The 25,779-nt window shown below is 66.8% G+C and carries 41 protein-coding genes; 5 read left to right on the top strand and 36 right to left on the bottom strand.

Translation table 11 applies throughout. The annotated features are described in order from the left end of the window. Positions 1 to 52 precede the first annotated feature (52 nt). The 35 genes from rpsD to VSH64_RS40895 all read right to left on the bottom strand — a co-directional run bounded on the left by rpsD (position 53) and on the right by VSH64_RS40895 (position 20,631). The gene (gene rpsD, locus VSH64_RS41065; protein WP_326568113.1) at positions 53 to 658 is read right to left on the bottom strand and encodes a 30S ribosomal protein S4; all 606 of its coding nucleotides are present in this window, start codon (positions 656 to 658) and stop codon (positions 53 to 55) included. Between the two features lie 23 nt (positions 659 to 681). Beyond that, on the bottom strand, positions 682 to 1,089 hold the full coding sequence (gene rpsK, locus VSH64_RS41060) for a 30S ribosomal protein S11 (protein ID WP_004558885.1): 408 nt from the start codon (positions 1,087 to 1,089) through the stop codon (positions 682 to 684). Positions 1,090 to 1,107: 18 nt separating this feature from the next. Next, positions 1,108 to 1,293 (bottom strand): hypothetical protein, encoded by a 186-nt coding sequence (locus VSH64_RS41055; RefSeq protein WP_326568112.1) that lies wholly within the window; start codon positions 1,291 to 1,293, stop codon positions 1,108 to 1,110. Beyond that, complete coding sequence (gene rpsM / locus VSH64_RS41050; RefSeq protein ID WP_204091690.1) at positions 1,290 to 1,670, bottom strand: 30S ribosomal protein S13; 381 nt, start codon at positions 1,668 to 1,670, stop codon at positions 1,290 to 1,292. The genes VSH64_RS41055 and rpsM overlap by 4 nt, the downstream gene beginning before the upstream one ends. 205 nt (positions 1,671 to 1,875) lie before the next feature. Further along, on the bottom strand, positions 1,876 to 1,989 hold the full coding sequence (rpmJ, locus tag VSH64_RS41045; RefSeq protein WP_004558882.1) for a 50S ribosomal protein L36: 114 nt from the start codon (positions 1,987 to 1,989) through the stop codon (positions 1,876 to 1,878). A gap of 37 nt (positions 1,990 to 2,026) precedes the next feature. Beyond that, positions 2,027 to 2,248 (bottom strand): translation initiation factor IF-1, encoded by a 222-nt coding sequence (infA, locus tag VSH64_RS41040; RefSeq protein WP_004558881.1) that lies wholly within the window; start codon positions 2,246 to 2,248, stop codon positions 2,027 to 2,029. A 319-nt stretch (positions 2,249 to 2,567) separates the two neighbouring features. After that, a complete protein-coding gene (map, locus tag VSH64_RS41035; protein ID WP_326568111.1) occupies positions 2,568 to 3,344 on the bottom strand; it encodes a type I methionyl aminopeptidase in 777 nt (258 codons plus the stop codon). A gap of 44 nt (positions 3,345 to 3,388) precedes the next feature. Next, on the bottom strand, positions 3,389 to 3,943 hold the full coding sequence (locus VSH64_RS41030; RefSeq protein ID WP_326568110.1) for an adenylate kinase: 555 nt from the start codon (positions 3,941 to 3,943) through the stop codon (positions 3,389 to 3,391). Further along, positions 3,940 to 5,247 carry a preprotein translocase subunit SecY gene (gene secY, locus VSH64_RS41025; protein ID WP_326838173.1) on the bottom strand — a complete coding sequence of 436 codons (1,308 nt, stop codon included), beginning with the start codon at positions 5,245 to 5,247 and terminating at the stop codon, positions 3,940 to 3,942. The genes VSH64_RS41030 and secY overlap by 4 nt, the downstream gene beginning before the upstream one ends. A 458-nt stretch (positions 5,248 to 5,705) precedes the next feature. Further along, positions 5,706 to 6,152 carry a 50S ribosomal protein L15 gene (gene rplO, locus VSH64_RS41020; RefSeq protein WP_326568109.1) on the bottom strand — a complete coding sequence of 149 codons (447 nt, stop codon included), beginning with the start codon at positions 6,150 to 6,152 and terminating at the stop codon, positions 5,706 to 5,708. Continuing rightward, positions 6,149 to 6,334, bottom strand: a complete 186-nt coding sequence (gene rpmD, locus VSH64_RS41015) for a 50S ribosomal protein L30 (protein WP_326568108.1) — start codon at positions 6,332 to 6,334, stop codon at positions 6,149 to 6,151. Before rpmD ends, rplO begins: the two co-directional genes overlap by 4 nt. A gap of 1 nt (position 6,335) precedes the next feature. Beyond that, positions 6,336 to 6,983, bottom strand: coding sequence for a 30S ribosomal protein S5 (gene rpsE, locus VSH64_RS41010; RefSeq protein ID WP_155548876.1), 648 nt, complete (start codon positions 6,981 to 6,983; stop codon positions 6,336 to 6,338). Between the two features lie 31 nt (positions 6,984 to 7,014). Next, positions 7,015 to 7,416, bottom strand: coding sequence for a 50S ribosomal protein L18 (gene rplR / locus VSH64_RS41005; protein ID WP_326568107.1), 402 nt, complete (start codon positions 7,414 to 7,416; stop codon positions 7,015 to 7,017). Between the two features lie 2 nt (positions 7,417 to 7,418). Next, positions 7,419 to 7,958, bottom strand: coding sequence for a 50S ribosomal protein L6 (gene rplF / locus VSH64_RS41000; protein ID WP_326568106.1), 540 nt, complete (start codon positions 7,956 to 7,958; stop codon positions 7,419 to 7,421). Between the two features lie 16 nt (positions 7,959 to 7,974). Continuing rightward, positions 7,975 to 8,373 carry a 30S ribosomal protein S8 gene (rpsH, locus tag VSH64_RS40995; protein WP_220246088.1) on the bottom strand — a complete coding sequence of 133 codons (399 nt, stop codon included), beginning with the start codon at positions 8,371 to 8,373 and terminating at the stop codon, positions 7,975 to 7,977. 82 nt (positions 8,374 to 8,455) lie between these two features. Continuing rightward, positions 8,456 to 8,641: a type Z 30S ribosomal protein S14 gene (locus VSH64_RS40990; RefSeq protein ID WP_326568105.1), complete on the bottom strand. Its 186-nt coding sequence runs from the start codon at positions 8,639 to 8,641 to the stop codon at positions 8,456 to 8,458. A gap of 4 nt (positions 8,642 to 8,645) precedes the next feature. Beyond that, positions 8,646 to 9,209 (bottom strand): 50S ribosomal protein L5, encoded by a 564-nt coding sequence (rplE, locus tag VSH64_RS40985; RefSeq protein ID WP_326568104.1) that lies wholly within the window; start codon positions 9,207 to 9,209, stop codon positions 8,646 to 8,648. 1 nt (position 9,210) lies between these two features. Further along, entirely contained in the window at positions 9,211 to 9,525 is a 315-nt protein-coding gene (gene rplX, locus VSH64_RS40980) for a 50S ribosomal protein L24 (RefSeq protein WP_204091700.1), read from the bottom strand. Between the two features lie 3 nt (positions 9,526 to 9,528). Beyond that, positions 9,529 to 9,897, bottom strand: a complete 369-nt coding sequence (rplN, locus tag VSH64_RS40975; protein ID WP_004558867.1) for a 50S ribosomal protein L14 — start codon at positions 9,895 to 9,897, stop codon at positions 9,529 to 9,531. Positions 9,898 to 9,983: 86 nt separating this feature from the next. Further along, positions 9,984 to 10,262: a 30S ribosomal protein S17 gene (gene rpsQ, locus VSH64_RS40970; RefSeq protein WP_326568103.1), complete on the bottom strand. Its 279-nt coding sequence runs from the start codon at positions 10,260 to 10,262 to the stop codon at positions 9,984 to 9,986. Next, complete coding sequence (gene rpmC, locus VSH64_RS40965) at positions 10,259 to 10,504, bottom strand: 50S ribosomal protein L29 (protein WP_220246084.1); 246 nt, start codon at positions 10,502 to 10,504, stop codon at positions 10,259 to 10,261. The genes rpsQ and rpmC overlap by 4 nt, the downstream gene beginning before the upstream one ends. Beyond that, a complete protein-coding gene (gene rplP, locus VSH64_RS40960; protein WP_004558864.1) occupies positions 10,504 to 10,923 on the bottom strand; it encodes a 50S ribosomal protein L16 in 420 nt (139 codons plus the stop codon). Before rplP ends, rpmC begins: the two co-directional genes overlap by 1 nt. Before the next feature lie 3 nt (positions 10,924 to 10,926). Next, positions 10,927 to 11,781 (bottom strand): 30S ribosomal protein S3, encoded by an 855-nt coding sequence (gene rpsC / locus VSH64_RS40955; RefSeq protein ID WP_326568102.1) that lies wholly within the window; start codon positions 11,779 to 11,781, stop codon positions 10,927 to 10,929. Beyond that, on the bottom strand, positions 11,781 to 12,200 hold the full coding sequence (gene rplV / locus VSH64_RS40950) for a 50S ribosomal protein L22 (RefSeq protein ID WP_220246082.1): 420 nt from the start codon (positions 12,198 to 12,200) through the stop codon (positions 11,781 to 11,783). The genes rpsC and rplV overlap by 1 nt, the downstream gene beginning before the upstream one ends. A 31-nt stretch (positions 12,201 to 12,231) precedes the next feature. Further along, positions 12,232 to 12,513 (bottom strand): 30S ribosomal protein S19, encoded by a 282-nt coding sequence (gene rpsS / locus VSH64_RS40945; RefSeq protein ID WP_153035997.1) that lies wholly within the window; start codon positions 12,511 to 12,513, stop codon positions 12,232 to 12,234. Between the two features lie 18 nt (positions 12,514 to 12,531). Continuing rightward, on the bottom strand, positions 12,532 to 13,368 hold the full coding sequence (gene rplB, locus VSH64_RS40940; RefSeq protein WP_326568101.1) for a 50S ribosomal protein L2: 837 nt from the start codon (positions 13,366 to 13,368) through the stop codon (positions 12,532 to 12,534). Positions 13,369 to 13,383: 15 nt separating this feature from the next. Then, positions 13,384 to 13,695, bottom strand: a complete 312-nt coding sequence (rplW, locus tag VSH64_RS40935) for a 50S ribosomal protein L23 (RefSeq protein WP_003102087.1) — start codon at positions 13,693 to 13,695, stop codon at positions 13,384 to 13,386. Then, complete coding sequence (gene rplD / locus VSH64_RS40930) at positions 13,692 to 14,381, bottom strand: 50S ribosomal protein L4 (protein WP_326568100.1); 690 nt, start codon at positions 14,379 to 14,381, stop codon at positions 13,692 to 13,694. The genes rplW and rplD overlap by 4 nt, the downstream gene beginning before the upstream one ends. Beyond that, positions 14,378 to 15,034, bottom strand: coding sequence for a 50S ribosomal protein L3 (gene rplC, locus VSH64_RS40925; RefSeq protein ID WP_326568099.1), 657 nt, complete (start codon positions 15,032 to 15,034; stop codon positions 14,378 to 14,380). The genes rplD and rplC overlap by 4 nt, the downstream gene beginning before the upstream one ends. Positions 15,035 to 15,065: 31 nt before the next feature. Further along, complete coding sequence (gene rpsJ / locus VSH64_RS40920; protein ID WP_003102098.1) at positions 15,066 to 15,371, bottom strand: 30S ribosomal protein S10; 306 nt, start codon at positions 15,369 to 15,371, stop codon at positions 15,066 to 15,068. 418 nt (positions 15,372 to 15,789) lie between these two features. Continuing rightward, the gene (tuf, locus tag VSH64_RS40915) at positions 15,790 to 16,983 is read right to left on the bottom strand and encodes an elongation factor Tu (protein WP_326568098.1); all 1,194 of its coding nucleotides are present in this window, start codon (positions 16,981 to 16,983) and stop codon (positions 15,790 to 15,792) included. 126 nt (positions 16,984 to 17,109) lie between these two features. Beyond that, positions 17,110 to 19,209 carry an elongation factor G gene (fusA, locus tag VSH64_RS40910; protein WP_326568097.1) on the bottom strand — a complete coding sequence of 700 codons (2,100 nt, stop codon included), beginning with the start codon at positions 19,207 to 19,209 and terminating at the stop codon, positions 17,110 to 17,112. A gap of 63 nt (positions 19,210 to 19,272) precedes the next feature. Then, positions 19,273 to 19,743 carry a 30S ribosomal protein S7 gene (gene rpsG, locus VSH64_RS40905; RefSeq protein WP_007031033.1) on the bottom strand — a complete coding sequence of 157 codons (471 nt, stop codon included), beginning with the start codon at positions 19,741 to 19,743 and terminating at the stop codon, positions 19,273 to 19,275. Further along, positions 19,743 to 20,117, bottom strand: a complete 375-nt coding sequence (rpsL, locus tag VSH64_RS40900) for a 30S ribosomal protein S12 (protein ID WP_003102113.1) — start codon at positions 20,115 to 20,117, stop codon at positions 19,743 to 19,745. Before rpsL ends, rpsG begins: the two co-directional genes overlap by 1 nt. 355 nt (positions 20,118 to 20,472) lie before the next feature. Further along, the gene (locus VSH64_RS40895) at positions 20,473 to 20,631 is read right to left on the bottom strand and encodes a hypothetical protein (RefSeq protein ID WP_326568096.1); all 159 of its coding nucleotides are present in this window, start codon (positions 20,629 to 20,631) and stop codon (positions 20,473 to 20,475) included. Between the two features lie 141 nt (positions 20,632 to 20,772). On the opposite strand from VSH64_RS40895, the gene VSH64_RS40890 reads away from it, so the two are divergent. The 5 genes from VSH64_RS40890 to VSH64_RS40870 all read left to right on the top strand — a co-directional run bounded on the left by VSH64_RS40890 (position 20,773) and on the right by VSH64_RS40870 (position 24,999). Continuing rightward, a complete protein-coding gene (locus VSH64_RS40890; protein ID WP_326568095.1) occupies positions 20,773 to 21,261 on the top strand; it encodes a GNAT family N-acetyltransferase in 489 nt (162 codons plus the stop codon). A gap of 182 nt (positions 21,262 to 21,443) precedes the next feature. After that, complete coding sequence (locus tag VSH64_RS40885) at positions 21,444 to 22,007, top strand: YbaB/EbfC family nucleoid-associated protein (RefSeq protein ID WP_326568094.1); 564 nt, start codon at positions 21,444 to 21,446, stop codon at positions 22,005 to 22,007. Continuing rightward, complete coding sequence (locus VSH64_RS40880; RefSeq protein WP_326568093.1) at positions 22,007 to 22,327, top strand: hypothetical protein; 321 nt, start codon at positions 22,007 to 22,009, stop codon at positions 22,325 to 22,327. Before VSH64_RS40885 ends, VSH64_RS40880 begins: the two co-directional genes overlap by 1 nt. Before the next feature lie 17 nt (positions 22,328 to 22,344). Continuing rightward, entirely contained in the window at positions 22,345 to 23,499 is a 1,155-nt protein-coding gene (locus VSH64_RS40875; RefSeq protein WP_326568092.1) for a hypothetical protein, read from the top strand. 360 nt (positions 23,500 to 23,859) lie between these two features. After that, entirely contained in the window at positions 23,860 to 24,999 is a 1,140-nt protein-coding gene (locus tag VSH64_RS40870; protein ID WP_326568091.1) for a hypothetical protein, read from the top strand. Here the strand turns inward: VSH64_RS40870 and VSH64_RS40865 are convergent, their stop codons facing one another. After that, positions 25,000 to 25,638, bottom strand: coding sequence for a zinc ribbon domain-containing protein (locus VSH64_RS40865; RefSeq protein WP_326568090.1), 639 nt, complete (start codon positions 25,636 to 25,638; stop codon positions 25,000 to 25,002). Positions 25,639 to 25,779: the final 141 nt, after the last annotated feature.

The raw sequence follows: 25,779 nt of genomic DNA, 5'->3' as shown, positions 1-25,779 counted from the left end.
GTCGAAGGGATGGCGCGGCGGCGGCGCACCTGTTGCGCCGCCGCCCGTGAAACTACTTCGAGTAGAGCTCGACGATCAGCTGTTCCTGAACCGGAACGTCGATCTGCGCACGCTCCGGAAGCTGGTGGACCAGCACGCGGAGGTTGGACTGGACGACCTGCAGCCACGCCGGGATGGGGCGCTCGCCGAAGGACTCCTTCGCCACCACGAAGGGCAGCATCGAGAACGACTTCGGCCGCACGTCGATGATGTCCCACTTGGAGACCTGGAAGGACGGGACGTTGACCTTCACGCCGTTGACCAGGAAGTGGCCGTGGCTCACCAGCTGGCGCGCCTGGCGGCGCGTGCGGGCGATGCCGGCGCGGTAGATCACGTTGTCCAGGCGGGACTCGAGGATCTGCAGCAGGTTCTCACCGGTCTTGCCAGGACGCCGGACGGCTTCCTTGTAGTACCGGACGAACTGACGCTCGAGAACGCCGTAGGTGTAGCGAGCCTTCTGCTTCTCCTGCGACTGCAGGAGGTACTCGGACTCCTTGATGCGCCCGCGGCCGTGCTGGCCCGGCGGGTAGGGGCGACGCTCGAAAGCCTGGTCGCCGCCGATGAGGTCAACCTTGAGGCGACGCGAAATACGCGTCGCGGGGCCGGTGTAACGAGCCATTTCTTCTTACTCCTCCCCGTTCCTCAGACCCGGCGCCGCTTGGGCGGGCGGCAGCCGTTGTGAGGCTGCGGGGTCACGTCCTGGATGGTGCCGACCTCGAGACCGGCGGCCTGCAGCGAGCGGATCGCCGTCTCGCGGCCCGAACCCGGGCCCTTCACGAAGACGTCGACCTTCTTCATGCCGTGCTCGGCAGCCTTGCGGGCAGCGTTCTCGGCGGCCATCTGCGCGGCGAACGGGGTGGACTTGCGCGAGCCCTTGAAGCCCACGTGACCACTCGACGCCCACGCGATCACGGCGCCCGTGGGGTCCGTGATCGAGACGATGGTGTTGTTGAACGTGCTCTTGATGTGCGCGTGACCGTGCGCGACGTTCTTCTTTTCCTTGCGGCGGACCTTCTTGGCCCCAGCCGCAGTACGAGACTTCGGTGGCATGTTCTGAGGGTTCTCCTGTTAGCGCGCGTTCTCTTGGTGAGCGGCGGCTGCTTCCTGCTGACCGCGGCGGATGATCGACCCGGCGTCGGTGTACAGGTTGCGCAGCGCCATCGGGCGGGCGTAGAGCGCCTTGGGCGAGACACAAGCCGTGCCGCGACGGTTCCCGCCGCCCATCTGCACGACCTTCTTGCCCTTGAGGCTCACTTCTTGCCAGCCTTCTTCTTGCCGGCGACCGTCTTCTTCGGACCCTTGCGGGTGCGGGCGTTGGTCTTGGTCCGCTGACCGCGGACGGGCAGACCACGACGCCAGCGCAGGCCCTGGTAGGTGCCGATCTCGATCTTGCGACGGATGTCGGCGTTCACCTCGCGACGCAGGTCACCCTCGACCTTGAAGTTCTCGTCGATGTAGTCACGAAGCTTGATGAGGTCCTCATCGCTGAGGTCCTTCACGCGGGTGTCCGCGTTGAGCTCGGCAGCAGCGATCATCTGCTTCGAGCGGGTACGGCCGATGCCGTAGATGTAGGTCAGCGCGATCTCCAACCGCTTTTCGCGGGGGAGGTCTACGCCAGCGAGTCGTGCCATGGGCGCTATAGCTCCTTCATCGATTTCATCTCCAGGTCTGCTCCCCGTCCGGTTCCGGAACCGACTCGCCTGTCGTGCCCGGGGCTTGCGCTCCGGGTGTCCCGGCCCCGGCCTGAAGTCCGGGGGTGTACCGGGCCGCTCACGCGGCCTGGCAGGTGCGGGGAGGGTGTGTAGCCGTCAAATCCGCTCTGCTGGAGTGCGGTGCTCAGCCCTGACGCTGCTTGTGACGCAGGTTCTCGCAGATCACCATGATCCGGCCGTGGCGGCGGATCACCTTGCACTTGTCGCAGATCTTCTTGACGCTCGGCTGGACCTTCACGTCTCCGACTCTCCTGCTTCTTCTCAGCTCTTCGTGATCACTTGTAGCGGTAGACGATGCGACCACGAGACAAGTCGTAGGGCGAGAGCTCCACGACGACCCTGTCCTCGGGCAGGATGCGGATGTAGTGCTGCCGCATCTTGCCGCTGATGTGGGCAAGAACTTTGTGGCCGTTCTCCAACTCGACGCGGAACATCGCGTTGGGGAGCGGCTCGACCACGCGGCCTTCGACCTCGATGGCCCCGTCTTTCTTAGCCATGTCCTCCGCAATCCCTGAATGCACGCTTGATGCACACAGCGTGATCCGTTATGAGCTCGAGTCCTTGCTTACTGGGGTGCTGCTCCGGCACACTCCACCCCGACTCCGAGTGTTCGCGAGAGTTCACGAGCGCGCAGGAACCGGCGCGATGAGTACGCCGACTTGACAGTGTACGCAACTCGTGTCGCGACCCCCAAACGGGGGGTAACTGTGCTACAAGCCGGCGGTGGGGCGCCAGGGTTCCAGTATGCCTGAAAACGAGCCGACCTGCGAGAATCGCCTGGTCAGGTGAACTTTGCCGGCCGGGTGAGCGGCGGCGTCAGTCCTTCTCGGGTGCGGTGAGCACCCAGGGACCGTCCTCGGTGATGGCGACGGTGTGCTCCCAGTGCGAAGCGCGCGAGCCGTCGGCCGTGACCACGGTCCAGCCGTCCTCGAGCTCCACGGTCTCGCCGCCGCCGCCGGTGAGCATGGGCTCGATCGCGAGCGCCATGCCGACCTTGAGCCGCGGGCCCTTGCCGGGCTTGCCGACGTTGGGCAGGAACGGGTCCATGTGCATCTGGCGGCCGATGCCGTGGCCGCCGTACTCGAGGATCATCCCGTACTCGACGCCGTTGTCGCGGCCCGCCTTCTCGGCGGCGGTCTGCACCGCGAACGAGATGTCGGTGAGCCGGCCACCGGCGCGCACGGCCTCGATGCCGGCCCACATCGACTTCTCCGTGGCGGCCGACAGCGCGAGGTCCTTCTCGCTCACGGCGCCGATCGCGAGCGTGACGGCGGAGTCGCCGTGCCAGCCGTCGAGGATGGCGCCACAGTCGACCGAGATCAGGTCACCGTCGGCCAGCACCTGCCGGCCCGACGGGATGCCGTGGACGATCTGTTCGTTGACCGAGGCGCAGATCGACGCCGGGAAGCCGTGGTAGCCCTTGAAGGACGGCACGGCCCCCGCGTCACGGATCGTCTGCTCGGCCAGCTCGTCGAGCTCGGCGGTGCTGACCCCGACCTTCGCGCGCTCACGCACGGCGGCCAGGGTCTTCGCGACGACCAGCCCGGCCGCCCGCATCGCCTGCAGCTCGCCCGGCGTCTTGATCTCGATCATGCGCCCACGGCGGAGCACTTGCAGAACACGCAACCCTCCGAGATTCACGTGCGGTCGCGCAGCGCTTCCAGCACGCGGTCCGAGATCTCGTGCACGTCGCCCACGCCGTCGACAGCCACCAGGATGTCGGCGTAGTACTCGAGCAGCGGAGCGGTCTCGGACCAGTAGATCTGCTGGCGGCGGCGGATGACCTCTTCGGTGTCGTCGGCGCGGCCGCGGGCCATCAGCCGGGACACGACGACGTCTTCGGGCACCTGCAGCTGGATGACCGACTCGAGCGCGCAGTCGGCTTCCTTCAGCATCTCGCCGAGGACCTCGGCCTGCTTCGTGTTGCGGGGGAAACCGTCGAGCAGGAAGCCGGCCTTCGCGTCGGGCTCGGCGAGCCGCTCGCGCACCATCTCGTTGGTCACCGAGTCGGGGACGAGCTCACCCGAGTCGAGGTAGCGCTTGGCCTCCTGGCCGAGCGGCGTCTCCTGACCGACGTGTGCGCGGAACAGGTCACCCGTCGAGATGTGCGGAACCCGCAGCTGCTCCGACAGGGCCACCGCCTGCGTACCTTTGCCCGCACCGGGCGGGCCGACGAGAACCACACGCGTCACTTCAAGAACCCTTCGTAGTTGCGCTGCATCAGCTGGCTTTCGATCTGCTTCACGGTGTCGAGGCCGACACCCACCATGATCAGCACAGCCGTGCCACCGAACGGGAAGTTCTGGTTGTTCCCGCTGCCGGTGAGGGACAGGAAGAAGTTCGGGAGGATCGCGATGATGCCCAGGTACAGCGAGCCCGGCAGCGTGATGCGGCCGAGGACGTAGCTCAGGTATTCGGCGGTGGGACGGCCCGGGCGGATACCCGGGATGAAGCCACCGAACTTCTTCATCTCGTCCGCACGCTCGTCGACGTTGAACGTGATCGTGATGTAGAAGTACGTGAAGAAGATGATCAACGCGAAGTACAGCAGGATGTGCACCCAGCTGCTCTGGTTGACCAGGTAGTTCTGGATGAAGGCCTGCCAGCCGGAATTGCTGTTCGGGTCGCCGATGAGCTGACTGAGCAGCTGCGGCAGGTACAGCAGCGACGACGCGAAGATGACCGGGATGACACCGGCCTGGTTCACCTTGATCGGCAGGTACGTGGAAGTACCGCCGTACATCCGGCGCCCGATCATGCGCTTGGCGTACTGCACCGGGATCCGGCGCTGGCCTTGCTCCACGAAGATGACGCTCGCGATGATCACCAAACCGAAGATCACGATCATGACCAGGGCGATACCGCCGCCGTTGCTCAGGATGTTGGCGCCCTCGGTGGGGATGCGGGCCGCGATGTTCAGGAAGATCAGCACGGACATGCCGTTGCCGACGCCGCGCTCGGTGATGAGCTCGCCCAGCCACATCATCACGGCCGTGCCGGCGGTCATCGTGCAGACGATCAGGGCCAACGAGTAGACGCTGTTGTCCGGGATGATCTGCTGCTGGCAGCCCTGGAACAGGGTGCCGCGGTCGGCCAGCGCCACGACGCCGGTGGCCTGCAGGATCGCCAGGGCGATCGTGAGGTACCGGGTGTACTGCGTGAGCTTGTTCTGGCCGGCCTGGCCTTCCTTCTTCAGCTCCTCGAACCGCGGGATCACCACGGTGAGGAGCTGGATGATGATGCTGGCCGTGATGTACGGCATGATGCCGGTCGAGAACAGCGACAGCTGGAGCAGCGCACCACCGCTGAACAGGTTCAGCAGCTGGTAGACGCCCTGCTGGTCGGCCTGAGAACTACAGGCCTGCACGGCGGAGAACGAGATCCCCGGGGCCGGGATGGCGGCACCGATCCGGTAGACCGCGACGATGGCTAGCGTGAACAGGATCTTCTTGCGTAGATCCGGCGTCGCGAGAGCCGAGCGGAAGGCGCTGAGCACGCGGGGGACCTCCTCGGCGTCGTCGGCTGTCCTACCGACGATCGGCTTGGCCGGCACGAGTCCGGCGGGAACACAGCTCACTGGCAGGCAAGCCAGGAACGCCTCAGGGCACACTGGTCCCGAAGCGTGTGGCCGACTCTAACAGCTTCACAGGGCGCGTCCGCAGCGCGTGTGCGTTTTCCGTCTCAGCCGGTTCGCGGGGCCTGCCGTTTCGGTCCTGGTTAGGCCGATCGACGGGATGTTGATCACCTGATCGGCCCCGGTCTTCCGTCGTGTCCCGGTGGGTGCGACACATCAGACGTGTGGGGCCGGGTTGGGTTGCTTTGGTGGTGGGCAACGGATCCCGGGTTTCGGAGGGCGCCGGGCAAGAGCTCACCTGGGCCACAAAGCAGAAAAGACTCGGGCCCACCCAGCAAGCGCTGGGTGGGCCCGAGTCGTACAGCAGGTGGTGCGGTTGCTCAGTTGGCGGTGGCGGAGCCACCGGCCGCTTCGAGCTTCTCCTTGGCAGAGCCGGAGAAACCGTCCGCGGTGACGTCCAGCTTCACGCCGTTGACGTCGCCGTTGCCGAGCACCTTCACGAGGCTGCCCTTGCGCACGAGGCCGCCCTTGACGAGCTCCTCCACGCCGATGGTGCCGCCGTCCGGGAAGACGCGGGCGATGTCGCCCACGTTCACCGGCTGGTACTCGGTGCGGAAGCGGTTCTTGAAGCCGCGAAGCTTCGGGAGCCGCATGTGGATGGGCATCTGCCCACCCTCGAAGCCGGCGGGCACGTTCTTGCGGGCCTTGGTGCCCTTGGTGCCGCGACCGGCCGTCTTGCCCTTCGAACCCTCACCACGACCGACGCGCATCTTCTCGCGCTTCGAGCCCGGAGCCGGGCGCAGGTGGTGGATCTTGATGGCGGTCATGACTGGACCTCCTCGACCACCACGAGGTGACGGACGGCCCGGATCAGGCCGCGCACCTCGGGGGTGTCTTCACGCACAGTCGACTGGCGAATCTTGTGCAGCCCGAGGGTGCGCAGCGATTCGCGGTGTTCGTGCTTCGTGCCGATCTTGCTCTTGACCTGGGTGACCTTCAGCTGAGCCATGTCAGACCCCCTGGCCCGCGCGCTGGCGCAGCATCCGAGCCGGCGCGACGTCCTCGAGCGGGAGACCGCGGCGGGCCGCGACCTCTTCGGGACGCTGCAGGCCCTTGAGGGCCGCCACGGTCGCGTGCACGATGTTGATCGCGTTGTCGGAGCCGAGCGACTTCGACAGCACGTCGTGAACGCCCGCGCACTCCAGCACCGCGCGCACCGGGCCACCGGCGATGACGCCGGTACCGGCCGACGCCGGACGCAGGAGCACGACACCGGCGGCTTCCTCACCCTGGATCGGGTGGGGAATGGTGCCGCCGACGCGAGGCACGCGGAAGAAGTTCTTCTTCGCTTCCTCGACGCCCTTGGCGATGGCCGCGGGAACTTCCTTGGCCTTGCCGTAGCCGACGCCGACCTGACCGTCGCCGTCACCGACGACGACGAGGGCGGTGAAGCTGAAGCGACGACCACCCTTGACGACCTTGGCGACGCGGTTGATCGTCACGACCTTCTCGAGGTGCGGGGTCTTGTCCTGGCCGGCCCCGCCACGGCCGCTGTCGCGCCGGTCCCGGCCGCCACCGCGACGGTCGTTGCGGTCGTTGCCGCCCTGACCGCCCGGTCCGCCCTGGCCGCCGCCGAATTGCCGCGTACGTCCCGGCATCAGGCTTTCCTTCCATTGACGAGCATCTGCATCAGAATTCCAACCCCGCCTCACGGGCGGCGTCGGCGAGGGCGGCGATGCGGCCGTGGTAGGCGTTGCCGCCACGGTCGAACACCACGGCCGAGATCCCGGCCGCCTTGGCGCGCGAGGCGACGAGCTCGCCGACCTTCGCGGCCTTGGCCTTCTTGTCGCCGTCGGTCGCCCGGACGTCCGCCTCGAGGGTGGACGCCGACACCAGGGTGTGGCCGGCGAGGTCGTCGATCACCTGCACGGCGATGTGCCGCGAGGAACGCTTGACGACCAGGCGCGGACGAACCGCGGTGCCGCTGACCTTCTTGCGCAGGCGGAAGTGCCGACGGGTCTTCGCGACGCGGCGGCGGGTCGAGATGTCCTTGCCGACCGGCTTGCGCTTCGTGGTAGTCGTGTCGCTCATGATCACTTACCCGTCTTTCCGACCTTGCGGCGGATCTTCTCACCCTCGTAGCGCAGGCCCTTGCCCTTGTACGGGTCGGGACGGCGCAGCTTGCGGATGACCGCGGCGATCTGGCCGACCTTCTGCTTGTCGATGCCGGCCACCGAGAATCGGGTCGGCGTCTCCACCTTGAAGGTGATGCCCTCCGGGGCCTCGATCTTCACCGGGTGGCTGTAGCCGAGGGCGAACTCGAGGTCCGAGCCCTTGGCCTGCACGCGGTAACCGACGCCGTGGATTTCCATCTTCTTCTCGTAGCCGGCGGTGACGCCGACGACGAGGTTGTTCACCAGCGTCCGGGTGAGACCGTGCAGCGCCTTGGAGGTGCGCTCGTCGTCCGGGCGCTTCACCTGCAGCACGCCGTCTTCACCGCGCTCGACGGTGATGGGCTCGGCGATGGTGTGCTCGAGGGTGCCCTTGGGCCCCTTGACCTGAATGTGCTGACCGTTGATGGTCACCTCGACCCCGGAGGGGACGGCGACCGGCAGCTTTCCGATGCGTGACATGTCTGTGCCCCCTTCCTTACCAGACGTAGGCGAGGACTTCGCCGCCCACGTTGTTGCGCTTGGCCTGACGGTCGGTCTGCAGGCCGCCGGACGTCGAGATGATCGCGACGCCGAGGCCACCCAGCACGGACGGCAGTTCGGTCGATTTTGCGTACACCCGCAGACCCGGCTTCGACACGCGCCGGAGGCCGGCGATGCTGCGCTCGCGGTTGGGGCCGTACTTCAGCTCCACGATGAGGTTCTTGTGCTTCTCGCCCGGCTCGTCGCGGTAGCCCGCGATGTAGCCCTCGCGCTTGAGGATCTCGGCGATGTTCGCCTTGATCTTCGAGTGGGGAAGCACGACCTCGTCGTGGTACGCCGAGTTCGCGTTACGCAGACGAGTCAAGAAGTCTGCGATGGGGTCGGTCATCGTCATGGTGACCTGTCAACCTTTCTCGCCTGGTTCCCCACCCTCTCGGGTGGGGCCTGTGGCGAACTGGGAAATAGTTTCGAGCCTCTTACCAGCTGGACTTGTGGACACCGGGCAGCTCGCCCGCGTGCGCCATCTCCCGGAGACAGATCCGGCAGAGCCCGAACTTGCGGTACACCGAGTGCGGCCGACCACAACGGTTGCAACGGGTGTAACCCCGCACGGCGAACTTCGGCTTCTTGGCGGCCTTGTGGACCAGCGCTTTCTTGGCCATCGGCTCAGTTCTCCTTGAACGGGAAGCCGAGCTTGCGCAGCAGCGCCCGGCCCTCGTCGTCGGTGGTGGCGGTCGTGACGACCGTGACGTCCATGCCGCGCGGACGGTCGATGTCGTCGGGGTTGATCTCGTGGAACATCGACTGCTCGTTGAGACCGAACGTGTAGTTGCCGTTGCCGTCGAACTGCTTGCCCGAGAGGCCGCGGAAGTCGCGGATACGGGGCAGCGCGATGGTGAGCAGCCGGTCCAGGAACTCCCACATCCGGTCGCCGCGCAGCGTCACGCGCGCACCGATCGGCTGGCCCTCACGCAGCTTGAACTGCGCGATGGACTTGCGGGCCTTCCGGACTTCCGGCTTCTGGCCGGTGATCAGCGACAGGTCGCGGACAGCACCCTCGATGAGCTTGCTGTCGCGGGCCGCGTCACCCACACCCATGTTCACGACGACCTTCACGACGCCGGGAATCTGGTGCACGTTGGGGATGGAGAACTCCTTCTGGAGCTCGCCCTTGATCTCTTCGCGGTACCGGGTCTTGAGACGCGGCACGATCTTCTCTGCGGTGGTCATGTCAGATGTCCTTGCCGTTCCGGCGCGAGACCCGGACCTTCTTGCCGTCCTCGCCGATGCGGTAACCCACGCGGGTCGGCTTGCCGTCCGAGTCCACGACCATCACGTTCGACACGTGGATGGGCGCTTCCTGGGTCACGATGCCACCGGACTGCGCGCCACGCTGGGTCTGGGTGATCCGGGTGTGCTTCTTGATCCGGTTCACGCCCTCGACCAGCACGCGGTCGCGCTCGGGGTAGGCCTGGATGACCTTGCCCTTGGCGCCCTTGTCCTTGCCGGCGATGACGACGACCGTGTCGCCCTTCTTCACCTTCATGACTTACAACACCTCCGGCGCGAGCGAAATGATCTTCATGAACTTTCGGTCGCGCAGCTCGCGGCCCACCGGGCCGAAGATGCGGGTGCCGCGAGGCTCGTTGTCGTTCTTGATGAGCACAGCGGCGTTCTCGTCGAAGCGGATGTAGGAACCGTCCGGACGACGACGCTCCTTCACCGTGCGGACGATGACCGCCTTGACGACGTCGCCCTTCTTCACCCCGGCAGCCGGGATGGCGTCCTTCACGGTGGCGACGATGATGTCACCGATGCCCGCGTAGCGCCGCCCGGAGCCACCGAGAACACGGATGCAAAGGATCTCCTTCGCACCGGTGTTGTCGGCAACCCGAAGCCGCGACTCCTGCTGGATCACGTCAACTCCTGTATGTCGCGCCGGTTCTCGCGTATTGGTTCAACAGCGCGAGCCTTGCGGAACCAAGGACTCTGAAAGAGCCCTGCTTACTTGGCCTTCTCCACGACCTGCACGAGGCGCCAGCGCTTCGTCGCCGACAGCGGCCGGGTCTCCATCAGGGTGACCCGGTCGCCCACGCCCGCCTCGTTGTTCTCGTCGTGCACCTTGACCTTGGTGGTGCTGCGCAGAACCTTCGAGTAGCGCGGGTGCTTCTTGCGGTCCTCGAGCTCGACCACGATCGTCTTGTCCATCTTGTCCGAGACGACGTAGCCCTCGCGCACCTTGCGATAGTTGCGCACGAGCTTCTCGGTGGTGGGCTCGCTCATGCGGCACCTTCACTCTCGCTGTCGGGGGCCACGGACAGGCCGAGCTCACGCTCACGCATGACCGTGTAGATCCGCGCGATGTCCGTACGGACGGTGCGCAGCCGACGGTTGTTGTCCAGCTGCCCGGTCGCCATCTGGAAGCGGAGGTTGAAGAGCTCCTCCTTGTATTCCTTCAGACGCAGCACGAGCTCTTCCGCGGTGAGCTCACGAAGCTCCGAAGCCTGGGCGGCGCCGTTGGCCATCAGAACTCACCACCTTCACGGGTCACGATGCGGCACTTCATGGGCAGCTTGTGGATCGCGCGACGGAGCGCCTCACGGGCGGTCTCCTCGTTCGGGAACGAGATCTCGAACATCACGCGACCCGGCTTCACGTTGGCGATCCACCACTCGGGCGAACCCTTACCGGAACCCATGCGGGTTTCAGCCGGCTTCTTGGTCAGCGGGCGGTCCGGGTAGATGGTCGTCCACACCTTGCCGCCACGCTTGATGTGACGGGTCATGGCGATACGAGCGGACTCGATCTGCCGGTTCGTCACGTAGCTGTGCTCAAGCGCCTGGATGCCGTACTCGCCGAAGCTGACCTTCGTACCGCCCTTGGCGGCGCCGTGGCGCTTCGGGGAGTGCTGCTTCCGGTGCTTGACCCTGCGCGGGATGAGCACGTCTCAGCCCTCCGTCTTTTCTGCGGTCTCGGCAGCCGGGGCCGCCTCGGTCGCCACGGGCGCCGCGTCTTCGTTCTTGGCAGCGGCGGCGGCGCGGCCGGCTTCGGTCGAGGTCGCCGTCGTGCCCGAAGCGCCGGAGCGGCGCGGGCGCGACGGGCGGTCGCCACGGTCGCGGCGCGGGGCCCGCTCGGCAGCCGCGGCGGCGTCGCGCGCCTCGCGGGCCTTGAGGCCACCGACCAGCTCACCCTTGTAGATCCACACCTTCACGCCGATGCGACCGAACGTCGTCTTGGCCTCGAAGAAGCCGTAGTCGATGTCGGCGCGCAGCGTGTGCAGCGGCACGCGGCCGTCGCGGTAGTGCTCGGAGCGGGACATCTCGGCACCGCCGAGACGACCGCCGCACTGCACGCGAATGCCCTTGACCTGCGGCGAGCGCATGGAGGTCTGGATCGCCTTGCGCATCGCGCGGCGGAACGCCACGCGGTTGCTCAGCTGCTCCGCGACACCCTGCGCAACGAGCTGGGCGTCGGCCTCGGGGTTCTTGACCTCGAGGATGTTCAGCTGGACCTGCTTGGCGGTCAGCTTCTCCAGCGCGCCACGGATCCGGTCGGCCTCCGCGCCGCGGCGGCCGATGACGATGCCCGGCCGGGCGGTGTGGATGTCGACGCGGACACGGTCACGGGTGCGCTCGATCTCGACCTTGGAGATGCCGGCGCGCTCCATGCCCGTGGACAGCAGCTTGCGGATCTTCACGTCCTCGGCCACGTACTCCGAGTACTGCTTGTCGGCGTACCAGCGCGACTTCCAGTCCGTGGTGATACCCAGGCGGAAGCCGTGCGGGTTGATCTTCTGGCCCACTACCGGCCACCTGCCTTCTTCTTGCTCTGAGCCTTCTTCACGTCGGCCTTCGGACGCGACTCCACCTCGACGGTGATGTGGCTCGTCCGCTTGCGGATCCGGTACGCGCGGCCCTGGGCCCGCGGGCGGATGCGCTTGAGGGTCGGGCCCTCGTCGGCGTACGCGTTCTTGACCCAGAGCGTCTCCGGGTCCAGCTGAAGGTTGTTCTCGGCGTTGGCCACGGCGCTGGCGAGCACCTTCGCGACCGGCTCGCTGGCCGCCTGCGGGGCGAACCGGAGCACGGCCAAGGCGTCGGCGGCGCTACGTCCCTTGATGAGCTCGATCACCCGGCGCACCTTGGTCGGCGAGTCCCGGACGAAGCGAGCCCGCGCGTAAGCCGTAGGCAGAGCCTCGACTGTCGCGTCGTTCTGGGCGTTCATCGCTACTTCCCTTGTCTTGTTTCGTGCCCGCTCAGCGGCGGCGCGACTTGCGGTCGTCCTTGATGTGGCCCTTGAAGGTCCGCGTCGGGGCGAACTCGCCCAGCTTGTGACCCACCATGGCCTCGGTGACGAACACCGGGACGTGCTTGCGGCCGTCGTGAACGGCGATCGTGTGACCCAGGAAGTCCGGGATGATCGTCGAGCGACGCGACCAGGTCTTGATCACGGTCTTCTTGTTGGCCTCGTTCAGCGCGTCCACCTTCTTGAGCAGGTGGTCGTCCACGAACGGGCCCTTCTTGAGGCTACGTGGCATGTTGTTCTACCTCCCTGCTCAGCGCTTGTTCTTGCCGGTACGGCGACGGCGGACGATCATGGCGTCACTGGCCTTGCGGCGACGCGTGCGGCCTTCGGGCTTGCCGTTCGGGTTCACCGGGTGGCGACCACCGGACGTCTTGCCTTCACCACCACCGTGCGGGTGGTCGACCGGGTTCATCACGACGCCACGGACGGTGGGGCGCTTGCCGCGCCAGCGGTTACGACCCGCCTTGCCCCAGTTGATGTTGGCGTGCTCGGAGTTGCCCACCTCGCCGACGGTCGCGCGGTTGCGCACGTCGACGTTGCGGATCTCGCCCGACGGAAGCCGCAGCTGGGCGTAAGGCCCGTCCTTGGCGACCAGCTGCACCTTGGCGCCGGCGGACCGCGCCATCTTCGCGCCGCCACCGGGGCGGAGCTCGATCGCGTGGATCACGGTGCCGACCGGGATGTTGCGCAGCGGCAGGTTGTTGCCCGGCTTGATGTCGGCCCGGGGGCCGTTCTCGACGGTGTCGCCCTGCTTCAGCTTCTCCGGCGCGATGATGTAGCGCTTCTCGCCGTCGGCGTAGTGCAGCAGCGCGATGCGCGCGGTGCGGTTGGGGTCGTACTCGATGTGCGCGACCTTGGCCGGCACGCCGTCCTTGTCATTGCGACGGAAGTCGATGACGCGGTAAGCGCGCTTGTGGCCGCCACCCTTGTGACGGGTGGTGATCTTGCCCGACGAGTTGCGACCGCCCGAACCGCTCAGCGGACGCAGCAGCGACTTCTCCGGCGTGGAGCGGGTGATCTCGGCGAAGTCCGAGACGCTCGAACCGCGACGACCCGGGGTCGTCGGCTTGTACTTGCGGATGCCCATTGTCAGCTCAGTCCTTTACGCGGTGGGTCCGCCGAAGATCTCGATCGCCTTGCTCTCAGGCGAAAGAGTCACGATGGCGCGCTTGGTGTCCTTGCGCTTGCCGAAGCCCGCGCGAGTCCGCTTCCGCTTGCCCTGACGGTTGGCCGTGTTGACGCTGACCACCTTGACACCGAACACCTTCTCGACCGCGATCTTGATCTGGGTCTTGTTGGCGTCCGGGCGGACGATGAACGTGTACTTGTGGTCCTCGAGCAGCCCGTAGGACTTCTCCGAGATGACCGGCGCGAGCAGAATGTCGCGGGGGTCCGGAATGGCGACCGAGCTCACTTCTCGTCACTCCCTTCCGAAACTTCGCCCGACCGCGCGGAGGCCTTCACGGCCTTGCCACGAACGGGGCCCGCCACGAACGCGTCGTACGCGGCCTTGGTGAACACGACGTCGTCGTTGACCAGCACGTCGTAGGTGTTGAGCTGGTCGGCCCAGAGCAGGTGAATGCTCGGGAGGTTCCGCGCGGAAACCCAGGTCAGCTCGTCGTCGCGGTGCAGCACCACGAGAACGCGCTTCGCCTGCGTGACAGCGGCGATGGCGGTCTTCGCGGCCTTGGTCGACGGCTTCTCGCCGGTGACCAGCTCGGTCACGACGTGCAGCTGACCGGCGCGCGCCCGGTCGGAGAGGGCGCCACGCAGAGCGGCGGCCTTCATCTTCTTCGGGGTGCGCTGCGTGTAGTCGCGCGGCGTGGGGCCGTGGACGACGCCACCGCCGGCGAACTGCGGCGCGCGGGTCGAACCCTGGCGGGCACGACCGGTGCCCTTCTGGCGGTACGGCTTCTTGCCGCCACCGGAGACCTCACCACGGGTCTTCGTGTCGTGCGTGCCCTGGCGCGCGGCGGCCAGCTGGCCGATCACGACCTGGTGCATCAGCGCGATGTTGGCCTGCACGTCGAAGATCTCCTCGGGGAGATCCACGGTGCCGTCGGCTTTACCGGCCGGGGTCTTCAGCTCGACGCTTGTCATTCGGATTTACCACCCTTCGCGGCGCTGCGCACGAACAGCAGGCCGCCCTTGGGACCGGGCACGGCGCCCTTGATCAGCAGCAGGCCGTCCTCGGCACGCACGGCGTGCACGGTGAGGCCCTGCGTGGTGACCCGGTCCGAGCCCATCCGGCCTGCCATGCGCAGGCCCTTGAACACGCGGCCGGGGGTGGCGCAGCCACCGATCGAACCCGGCTTGCGGTGCACGGCCTGGGCACCGTGGCTCGCGCCCTGGCCCTTGAAGCCGTGGCGCTTCATGACACCGGCGTAGCCCTTGCCCTTGCTGGTCCCGGTCACGTCGACCTCGGTGCCGGCGGCGAACACCTCAGCGGTGATCTCCTGTCCGACCTCGTAGGTGTCCGCGTCCGTGGTACGCAGCTCGGCGACGAACCGCCGCGGCGTCACGCCCGCTTTGTCGAAGTGGCCCGTGCGCGGCTTGTTCACCTTGCGCGGGTCGACCGCGCCGAACGCCAGCTGCACGGCCACGTAGCCGTCCTTGTCCTGCGTCCGAACCTGGGTCACCACGTTCGGACCGGCCTTCACGACGGTGACCGGGACAACCCGGTTCTGCTCGTCGAAGACCTGGGTCATGCCGAGCTTGGTGCCCAGGATGCCCTTCATCTGCCTGTCAGACATGAGTCTCTTACTCTCCGCCGCTCGCCAGCCGCTACTGGATGTTGACGTCGACGCTCGCCGGCAGGTCGATGCGCATGAGCGCGTCGACCGTCTTCGGCGTCGGGTCGAGGATGTCGATCAGACGCTTGTGCGTGCGCATCTCGAAGTGCTCGCGCGAGTCCTTGTACTTGTGCGGCGAGCGGATGACGCAGTAAACGTTCTTCTCGGTGGGCAGCGGCACCGGCCCGACAACACGGGCGCCGGTGCGCGTGACCGTCTCCACGATCTTGCGCGCCGAGGTGTCGATCGCCTCGTGGTCGTAGGCCTTGAGCCGGATGCGGATCTTCTGTCCCGCCATGGTGGCTGCTCGTTCCTTCGTCGTCTCGTGCCGCTGTGTCTCGTCAACCTGGGCCTGAGCCCCGGTTTCAGCAGTTCAACGGCCCTGTCCCCGGTCCACGCGGTCGGGCGTGTCGCGCCCGACGCACAGACGGATCCCGTGGGATCGTCCTGCCTGGTCTTCCTCAACGTGAGGAGGCCGCGAGCCTGCTGCGTCCAGGAACTACGCGGCCGACTGCTTGGCCTTTGCCCGCTAGCCGCACCCCGAAGGAAGAGCTGGACGGACCGTGGCTGCTCGTACAGGGGCGGCCGGAACCCCGTGAGTCATTCGCACAACTCTGGGATTCGGCCGCCCCGGGACGAGCAACCTGAATAGTGTCGCACACGTGAGTTGACGCCCCTGACCGGGGGGTGTATTGACCCGGTCAGAGGCGTCGAAATCACTTGATGATCTTGGTGACCTGACCCGCACCCACGGTGCGGCCGCCCTCGCGAATCGCGAAGCGCAGGTTCACGTCCATGGCGACCGGCTGGATCAGCGCCACCGAGATGTCGGTGTTGTCGCCCGGCATGACCATTTCCGTGCCCTCGGGGAGGGTCACGACGCCGGTCACGTCGGTGGTGCGGAAGTAGAACTGCGGGCGGTAGTTGTTGAAGAACGGGGTGTGACGGCCACCCTCGTCCTTCGACAGGATGTAGACCCGGCCCTCGAAGTCGGTGTGCGGGGTGGTGGTACCCGGCTTCACGACGACCTGGCCGCGCTCGACGTCCTCACGCTTGATACCGCGGACGAGGAGGCCGACGTTGTCGCCCGCCTGGCCCTGGTCCAGCAGCTTGCGGAACATCTCGACACCGGTGACGGTGGTCTTGGTCGACTTTTCCTTGATGCCGACGATCTCGACCTCTTCGTTCACGTTGACCACGCCACGCTCGACGCGGCCGGTCACGACCGTGCCGCGACCGGTGATCGTGAAGACGTCCTCGATCGGCATGAGGAACGGCTTGTCGAGCTCGCGCACCGGGTCCGGCACGTTGTCGTCGACAGCGGTCATGAGCTCGAGGACAGCCTCGGCCCACTTGGCGTCGCCCTCGAGAGCCTTCAGGCCCGACACGCGCACGACCGGCGCGTCGTCGCCCGGGAACTCCTGCGAGGACAGCAGCTCGCGAACCTCGAGCTCGACGAGCTCCAGGATCTCCTCGTCGTCCACCATGTCGGCCTTGTTCAGCGCGACCACGATGTAGGGCACGCCGACCTGGCGGGCGAGCAGCACGTGCTCGCGGGTCTGCGGCATCGGGCCGTCGGTGGCGGCCACGACCAGGATCGCGCCGTCCATCTGGGCGGCACCGGTGATCATGTTCTTGATGTAGTCCGCGTGACCGGGGGCGTCGACGTGCGCGTAGTGACGCTTCTCGGTCTGGTACTCGACGTGCGAGATGTTGATCGTGATACCGCGCTGGCGCTCTTCGGGCGCGTTGTCGATCTGGTCGAACGCACGCGACTCGTTGAGCTCCGGGTACTTGTCGTGCAGAACCTTGGTGATCGCCGCGGTCAGCGTGGTCTTGCCGTGGTCGACGTGACCGATGGTCCCGATGTTGACGTGCGGCTTGCTCCGCTCGAACTTCGCCTTCGCCACTGGAATGTCCTCCTGGACTGATTTCGCTTTGTGCTCACCGGCCGGCGTGGCTGCCGGCCGGCGATTGTGTCTCGTCTTTGCTGCGGACGTTCAGGAGTGTTCCTTATGCCCGCGAGCGAAGGGGAACTACTCCCCCGTCGCCTTCGCGATGATTTCCTTCGCGACGTTCGCGGGAACCTCGGCGTAGGAGTCGAACACCATCGAGTAGTTCGCGCGACCCTGGGTGCGAGACCGCAGGTCGCCGACGTAACCGAACATCTCCGACAGCGGCACCAGTGCCTTCACGACACGGGTACCGGCGCGCTCCTCCATGGCCTGGATCTGGCCACGGCGGGAGTTGAGGTCACCGATCACGTCACCCATGTAGTCCTCGGGAGTCGTGACCTCGACCGCCATGAGCGGTTCGAGGATGACCGGGCCGGCCTTCTTCGCGGCTTCCTTCATCGCCATGGAACCGGCGATCTTGAACGCCATTTCGGAAGAGTCGACCTCGTGGTACGCGCCGTCCAACAAGGTGAACTTCAACCCGACGAGCGGGTAGCCGGCCAGCACGCCGTACTGCATGGCGTCCTGCGCGCCCGCGTCGACCGACGGGATGTACTCCCGCGGCACGCGGCCACCGGAGACCTTGTTGTCGAACTCGTAAAGTGCACCGTCGGTCGTCTGCAGCGGCTCGAGCTTCACGATGACCTTCGCGAACTGCCCGGAACCACCGGTCTGCTTCTTGTGCACGTAGTCGAGCTTGTCGACCGTCTTCTTGATCGTCTCGCGGTAGGCGACCTGCGGCTTACCGATGTTCGCCTCGACCTTGTAGTCGGACTTCATGCGGTTCACCAGCACCTCGAGGTGCAGCTCGCCCATGCCCGCGATGATCGTCTGGCCCGTGTCCTCGTCGAGCTGGACCTGGAAGGTGGGGTCTTCCTCGGCCAGCTTCTGGATCGCGAGCGACAGCTTCTCCTGGTCGGCCTTCGTCTTCGGCTCGATGGCCACGCGGATAACGGGATCCGGGAAGGTCATCGACTCGAGGACGACCGGGTTCTGCGGGTCGGCCAGCGTGTCACCGGTCGTGGTGTCCTTCAGGCCGATGACCGCGTAGATGTGGCCGGCCTGGGCCTCCTCGACCGGGTTCTCCTTGTTGGAGTGCATCTGGAAGAGCTTCCCGATGCGCTCCTTGCGCTCCTTGGTCGCATTGACGACCTGGGTGCCCGCGGAGACCTTGCCCGAGTAGACCCGGATGTAGGTCAGCTTGCCGAAGAACGGGTGCGCGGCGATCTTGAAGGCGAGCGCGGAGAACGGCTCGTCGACAGACGGCTTGCGCAGGACCGGGGTCTCCCCGTCCGGCAGCGTGCCCTCGACGGCCGGCACGTCCAGCGGGGACGGCAGGTAGTCGATGACCGCGTCCAGCATCGGCTGCACGCCCTTGTTCTTGAACGCGGAACCGGTGAGCACCGGGTACGCCTCACGAGCGACGGTGAGCTTGCGGATGCCGGACTTGATCTCGGCTTCCGTGAGCTCTTCGCCCTCGAGGAACTTCTCCATGTAGGAGTCGTTCGTCTCGGCGACGGCCTCGACCAGCTTCTCGCGGTACTCGGCCGCGCGGTCGGCGAGCTCGGCCGGGATCTCCTCGACGGAGTAGTCCTCGCCCTTGCTCACCTCGCCCCGCCAGGTCAGCGCCTTCATGCGGACCAGGTCGATGACACCCTCGAAGTCGTTCTCGGCGCCGATCGGCAGCTGGATGACCAGCGGCCGGGCACCGAGGCGCTCCTCGATGGTGCGCACGGTGAAGTAGAAGTCGGCGCCCAGCTTGTCCATCTTGTTGACGAAACAGATGCGCGGGACTTCGTACTTGTCCGCCTGCCGCCAGACCTGCTCGGACTGCGGCTCGACGCCTTCCTTGCCGTCGAAGACGGCCACGGCGCCGTCGAGCACGCGGAGCGAGCGCTCCACCTCGACGGTGAAGTCGACGTGCCCGGGGGTGTCGATGATGTTGATCTGGTGATCGGCCCAGAACGTGGTGGTGGCAGCCGAGGTGATGGTGATACCCCGCTTCTGCTCCTCCTCCATCCAGTCCATGGTGGCGGCGCCGTCGTGGACTTCGCCGATCTTGTAGTTGATCCCGGTGTAGAACAGGATCCGCTCGGTGGTGGTGGTCTTACCGGCGTCGATGTGCGCCATGATCCCGATGTTGCGGACCTTGTTCAGGTCGGTCAGCACTTCACGTGCCACGAGAGTGTTCCCCTGTCTCGAACGTGGGGCCCGGCATGGCTTGGATCGGCAGCCGGGCGGTCATCACCAGCGGTAGTGCGCGAAGGCCTTGTTGGACTCGGCCATCTTGTGCGTGTCTTCACGGCGCTTGACGCTGGCGCCAAGACCGTTGCTCGCGTCGAGCAGCTCGTTCTGCAGCCGCTCGATCATGGTCTTCTCGCGGCGAGCCTGCGAGAAGGAGACCAGCCAGCGCAGGGCCAGCGTGGTGGAGCGGCCGGGCTTGACCTCGATCGGCACCTGGTAGGTGGCGCCACCGACGCGGCGGCTCTTCACCTCGATGGTGGGCTTCACGTTGTCGAGCGCGCGCTTCAGCGTGACGACCGGGTCGGTGCCGGTCTTCTCGCGAGCGCCTTCCAGCGCGCCGTACACGATGCGCTCGGCCAGCGACCGCTTCCCGTCCTTCAGCACCTTGTTCACCAGCTGGGTGACCAGCGGGGAGGCGTAGACCGGGTCGGAGATCAGAGGCCGCTTCGGGGCCGGACCCTTGCGGGGCATTAGCTCTTCTCCTTCTTCGCGCCGTAGCGGCTGCGCGCCTGCTTGCGGTTCTTCACACCCTGGGTGTCGAGCGAACCGCGGATGATCTTGTAGCGAACACCAGGCAGGTCCTTCACCCGGCCACCGCGCACGAGCACCATCGAGTGCTCCTGCAGGTTGTGACCCTCACCGGGGATGTACGCCGTGACCTCGATGCCGCTCGTCAGCTTCACGCGAGCAACCTTGCGCAGAGCGGAGTTCGGCTTCTTCGGGGTCGTGGTGTACACGCGGGTGCACACGCCACGACGCTGCGGGCTCCCCTTGAGGGCCGCGGTCTTCTGCTTGGCAGCCTTGTCCTGGCGGCCCTTGCGGACCAGCTGCTGGATCGTGGGCAATGGACCAGCTTCCTGTCGTGATCTGCTTCTTCGTGTCTTCACCGGCCCCCGCGGTCGGGCGTGTCGGCCCGCGTCACGGTCTCTCGACCGGTACTTTCCCGAAGGGGTTTTCCGTCGGAACCCCACGTGGACGAGGCCGGTGAACCGGGTGCGCGAGCACCCCGCTCATGCCGTACGGCACGCGGAGCGGCCCGACGCCTGCCGGGCACGGTCTCCAAAGATACCCGGCCATCCGACGGGTGGTCCGGGCGGGGGGTCCGAAGGGACGGTGACCGGCCATCGTAACCCCAGATAGGGGCCCTGCGGCTACAGCCTCGCGGGCCACCCGGCAGGTAGAACGTGACGGACGTCCCTGCTATTCCTCGTCCGGCTTCGCGTGGTCGGGCCGCCCCGGGTTGGGGTCGCGCGACAGATCGATCAGCGGGTGAACGCCGGCCCCCTCAGGCGCGGCGTGGTGCCCCTTCTTGTCCTGCTGCCCCTCTTCAGGCCGGTCGGCGGTGCCGTTGCCGTCCATAACGCACTCCTCAAGTCGGTTTCCCTGCGAATCGCACGCTACCCATTTCCACGAACGGGTGACACACGGGGACCGAACGTCGCATTCGGCGACTGATCGACTTCCCCGTTATCCAGTGGACGAACGGGTCACGATGATCTGGTGACCACGAGCTGGACAATCACGCCGATCTCCGTCGACCACTTCGACTCGCGCGCGATCCTGCGCGCATACCTCACGGATGTCGCGAGCCGCTATTGGGGCCGCCCGGCCACGGGGGCCGAGGTCGACCAGGCCCTGGCCGAGGCGCCCAGCTCCGACCTGGTGCCGCCGACCGGCGCGTTCCTCGTCGCCCGCCTGCCCGACGGCACCGTGACCGGCTGCGCCGGCACTCGCGTGGTGCGGCCGGGACTGAACGAGCTCACCAAGGTCTACGTGCGCCCGGCCCACCGCGGCCAGGGCGGCGGCGCCCGGCTCGTCGCCGCGGCCGAGGAGGCGGCGCGATCACTGGGCGCCGAGGTGCTGCGGCTCGACACCCGCCACGACCTCGTGGAGGCCAGGGCGCTGTACACACGGGTCGGGTACACCGAGGTCGAACCGTTCAACGACGACAAGTACGCGGAGCACTGGTTCTCGAAATCGCTGGTGTGACGCGGACTTCGTTCGTCCACAGTGGATTCTCTGAGTCCACAACGGACCCGCGCCGGCGGCCGGGCGCCGAAGTGGCGCCGGCCACGGGCGAGGGAAAAAATTCACGACTTCGCAGCGCGAACGCGACAGAAGCGGCATAATCCGCACGTCCGCACACCCGTCGTGCACGTGAGGGGGCCGCCGTGTCGGCTGAGCTGGATCGACTCGTCGCCGAGTTCGAGAAGTTCCAGAGCAGGATCAAGCAGGCCGAGGCGAGCTTCGCCAAGGTCGGCGACATGCAGGACGAGGTGACCGCGCTCGAAGCCACCGCGATGTCTCCCGACCGCGCCGTGACGGTCGTCGCGGGCGCCGGCGGCTCGGTGAAGGACATCCGCCTCACCGAAGCCGCCCTGAAACAGCAGCCCCAGCAGCTGGCCACCACCCTCCTGTCGACGCTGCATCGTGCCGTCGCCGACGCCGCGCTGAAGCAGGCCGGCATCGTCGACGCGCACGTGGGTGCCGCCTTCGGCGTCGACGTGTCCGGCCAGGTCCTCGAGGCCCAGGCCGAAGCGATGGGAACCACGGCGGACGAGCTGAAGTCCAACGCCTCGGAAGCACAGCCGGCCCCCCGGCGGCTCTCGGACGACGACCTCGAACACGGCGACATCCTGCGCCACGACGAGCCGCCGGCCGCTCCCCCGCCGCCCCCGCCGGCCAAACCGGCCGACGACGGCGTCCGGCGCCTGTGGAACCACGAGGAGGACTGATGAGCCACGACGTAGATCCGCAGATCCTGAAGAACTACTCGGGTGACCTCGGGCATTACAAAGACGAGGCGAACAAATTCGGCAACCTCGTGAGCCAGGCCGATGTGACGGACCGATCGTGGGGCCTGATCGGTCTCGCTGTGAAACAGACCTACACCGGCAAGCTCGAGGATCTGCGAGAACTCCTCGATCTGATGAAGGACGGCGTCGACGCTCTCAGCGGGAAGATGACCGATGCCGCCGCGATCTACGACGGCCACGAGAAGGACACCGTCATGACGTTCAGCAAGTTCAAGGCGAACATCGACGGACCGCTCTGAGCACGGGGAGATCAAAAATGGCCGACAGCATCGCCAATGGCATCGAGGTAACGGAGTACGACGAGAGTTTCGGCAAGAACGCGGTCGATGCGGCGAAGAAGACCCCGTTCATCGGCAAAGGCGTCAGCACGATCTCCAACCTCGCCACCAACATCTCCGGGGCCGACGGCATCGGCGACATAGCGGCAGCGGGTGGTCAGCTGGTCCAGGATGGCGCCGGATTCGTGGCCGGCGCGGCAGCCGACGTGGCCAGCTTCGCGCTCGACCCGGTCGGGTGGCTGGTCAGCAACGGCCTCAACATGTTGCTGGAGCTGGTGCAGCCCATGCAGGACGCTCTGCACTTCGTGACCGGCGACGGCCCCTCGTTGAAGACCGCATCGGGAAACTTCACCAAGATCGGCACCAGCTTCGTCGCATTGGCGGACGACTTCGTCAAGTTCGGCGACGACACGTTGCGGACCTGGCAAGGCGAGGGCGGAGACGCAGCCCGGAAGGCGCTGGCCGAGTTCTCCACCGGCATCAAGGGCATCGGTTCGAGCGCCGGTGCGGTCGCCGAGACGCTTCAAATGTGGTCGATGGTCATGACCGTGATCGAGGAGGTCGTCAAGGCCATCATCAGCGAGCTGGTCAGCTGGCTGATCTACATCTGGATCCCTGCACTCGCGGCGTCGGTCATCAGCCTCGGCTCGACGGTCGCCGCCGCCATGACGGCGTCGGTCGCGAAGGCGGCCGGCACGTTCAGCAGGATCGCGGCCAAGCTGGGCAAACTCGGTGAGCTGCTCACCAAGTTCGCAAAGTTCCTCGCGAAATGGACCGACGACCTGATCAAGCAAGGTGCGAAGTTCACCCGGTCCGGCACCCGAGTCACCCCGGGCATGGAGAAGACGATCGCCGGCGCGGTGGCCACGGGCGGCAATTTCCGGATTCGCGCGACCGCGGACTCGGCCTTGGACGTGGTCAAGGGTGTACCCAAGCAGGTGTTCAAGCAGGTGACCGGGGTGAACCCGGCCGACCTGAGCAAGGGTTCGGCCTACGTGGGCAAGGGCCTGTTCGACATGGGCAACAAGGCGGTGACCAACGCGCGGGACATGCACAAGGCGGGTGACGCCGGCGACGCGAGCGGGCACCACACCGACGAAGAGACCCGCGAGAACCTGGACATGGACCAGTAGGTGGACGACGTGCTCGGACCATGGTTCATCGTCGGCGGCTACGCGCTCGGGTTGGTGCTGCTGTTGCTCGGCAACCGCTTCGACGGGCGGCGCGCGACCGCGGCGGCGGTCTGTTTCGCCCTGTGCGGGATCGTGCTTGTCGAGACGACGCTGTACTGGCTTTCAGCCGGCACCGGCAGCAACGTGCCTCAGCTGCTGTGGATCGTGGCTCCGGTCGCCTTCGTGGCGTTCGTGGCGTGGCGGAGCTGGCGACAGCGGACGTGGATCGCTCGGGTGGCGGGGTCGACCACGCGGCAAGGGTTCGGCGTGCTCCCCCACCTCGGCCGAGGAGTAGCGCTCGACCACCCGGACCCTGATCCGGTGCGCACCACGGTCGAGTTCGATCAGCAGGGTCACCGGGTGCTGGGCATCGAGTACTCGACCGCCCGCCGGGAGGAGGACGAGCGGTTCGCCGGAGCCGCCAAGGTCGCGGAGCAACTCGACTCGATCTATTCGGCGGTACAGCTGCGGATTCCGACCGTGCCGGCGCTGGTGGTCTCGCCGCGAACCGGCGCGTTCGAGCCGGACCACTTCACCCCGCTGGAAGACGCGCGGATCACCCGTAACTCGTTCGGCTGGCTGAAGCCCGACCTCGCGCTGGACACCTTCGAAGTCGACGCCGAGTTCGACCGCCGGTTCAGTGTGACCACGTCCGATCCGGAGTTCGCCGCAGCGGTGCTCACCGGCGAGGCCCGCGCGTTGCTCCTCTGCGACTTGTGGTTCCGCGTGCACCAGGTCGCGCTTCACGGCGACGCGATGTGGACCAGTGAATCGGGTGGCCTGACCGAAGATCGCACGTTCGGCAATTCCCGCCGACTCGCAATGCTGGCCGCGGCGATACCCAGTCCGATCTGGGAGGTGTGGTCGGGCGACAAGGCGTTTGCCGCGGTGGCCGCCGGCTCCGACACGAGCTACAACTCCTGGCACGGCGGCCGTGGGGGGTTCGTGCGCACGCCGGTCAACCGCTTCCGCGAAACTGCCGACCGGCAGCCGCTGTCGTCCATGTCGATCGCCGTTCGAACACTGATCGCCGCTGTGCTGGTCCTTCCCGGTTTGTCCACCGCGGTGAACTCGGTCGCGGCACTCACCGGCGTGGCCCCCGAGGTGCAGCTCACCGTCACGAAGACGATCGAGGGCTACGCCGACAGTTCCTGCTCTTCGTGCTCTCAGACCGATCAGGTCAGCGGCACCTACGAGTTCGACGGAACGATCCACCGAGTAGACCGCACCTGGTGGATGTCGTGGACCGCGATGCCGGAAAAGGGCTCGGTCGTCGAGGTGTCACGCGGGCCGGTGTGGTGGCATCCGATCATCGAGCGGCCGGATACCGCCGTGATGATGTTCTTACTCGCTCTGCTGCCGCTCCTGGCGGGCGCATTGCTCGCCAAGGCCACCTACCGGCCGAGGCCGCCCCGGCGCGTCAGGAAGCTACGCAAGGCCCAGGAAACAACCATCGCGTAGCTACAACCGCGTGCCGCAGTCGCCGCAGAAGATCGCGCCGGCGGTCGAGGGCTTGCCGCATTCGGTGCAGTGGACCGTGGGGGCCAGGGACGAGCCGCAGGCGGCGCAGAACTTGCCGCCCTCGGCCTTCACGCCGCAGCTGGGGCAGGTGAGGTGGGCGCGGGTGTCCAGGTCGAGGTCGCGGGTCCAGTCGCGGTCGCGGGCGCGGTCCCAGATCTGGTCGCGCTGCGCGGACGCCTGAGCGCGCGAGACCTCCTCCGCGACGCTCGGCGAGCAGCGCAGGCACTGTCCGATCTCGGTGTTCCAGCACTGGTCCGCGCACATCCAGTCGCCGCAGCCGCGGCACTGGCGGAAGTTCGGCGAGATCTCCTTCACCGCGGCCGCGAGCGCGCGGTCCTTCGCCGAGGAGTTCGTGGCGCGGTCGTAGCGCCACTGGTCGGCCGAGTAGCTCAGGTCCTGCAGCTTGCCGCCGAAGAACGAGCCCACCGCGCGCAGCACACCGCGGCCCGTCTCCATCGCGTCGCGCTGGAAGGCCGACCGGTGGCCGTTCCCGCAGCGCTCGCAGCGGAACTCGAACTGGTAGCCCTGGGTGTTGGAGATGTCGGAGAAGTTGTCCGTGAACGGCACGACGTCAGCCACGGCCGCCACGCTAGGCCGCCGGCACCGGCGCGAGGACCGTAGAAGTGCCGACAACAACGGAACTACCGAGTGCATCCATCTCAGCTGAAACCAACCCACGAAGAAGGCCCCCGTCCCGGAAACCGGGAACGGGGGCCTTCT

It is taken from the genome of Amycolatopsis rhabdoformis, assembly GCF_035918295.1.
In the GTDB taxonomy this organism is placed as follows: Bacteria; Actinomycetota; Actinomycetes; order Mycobacteriales; family Pseudonocardiaceae; genus Amycolatopsis; species Amycolatopsis rhabdoformis.
This window is presented reverse-complemented; position numbering and strand designations above follow the sequence as displayed.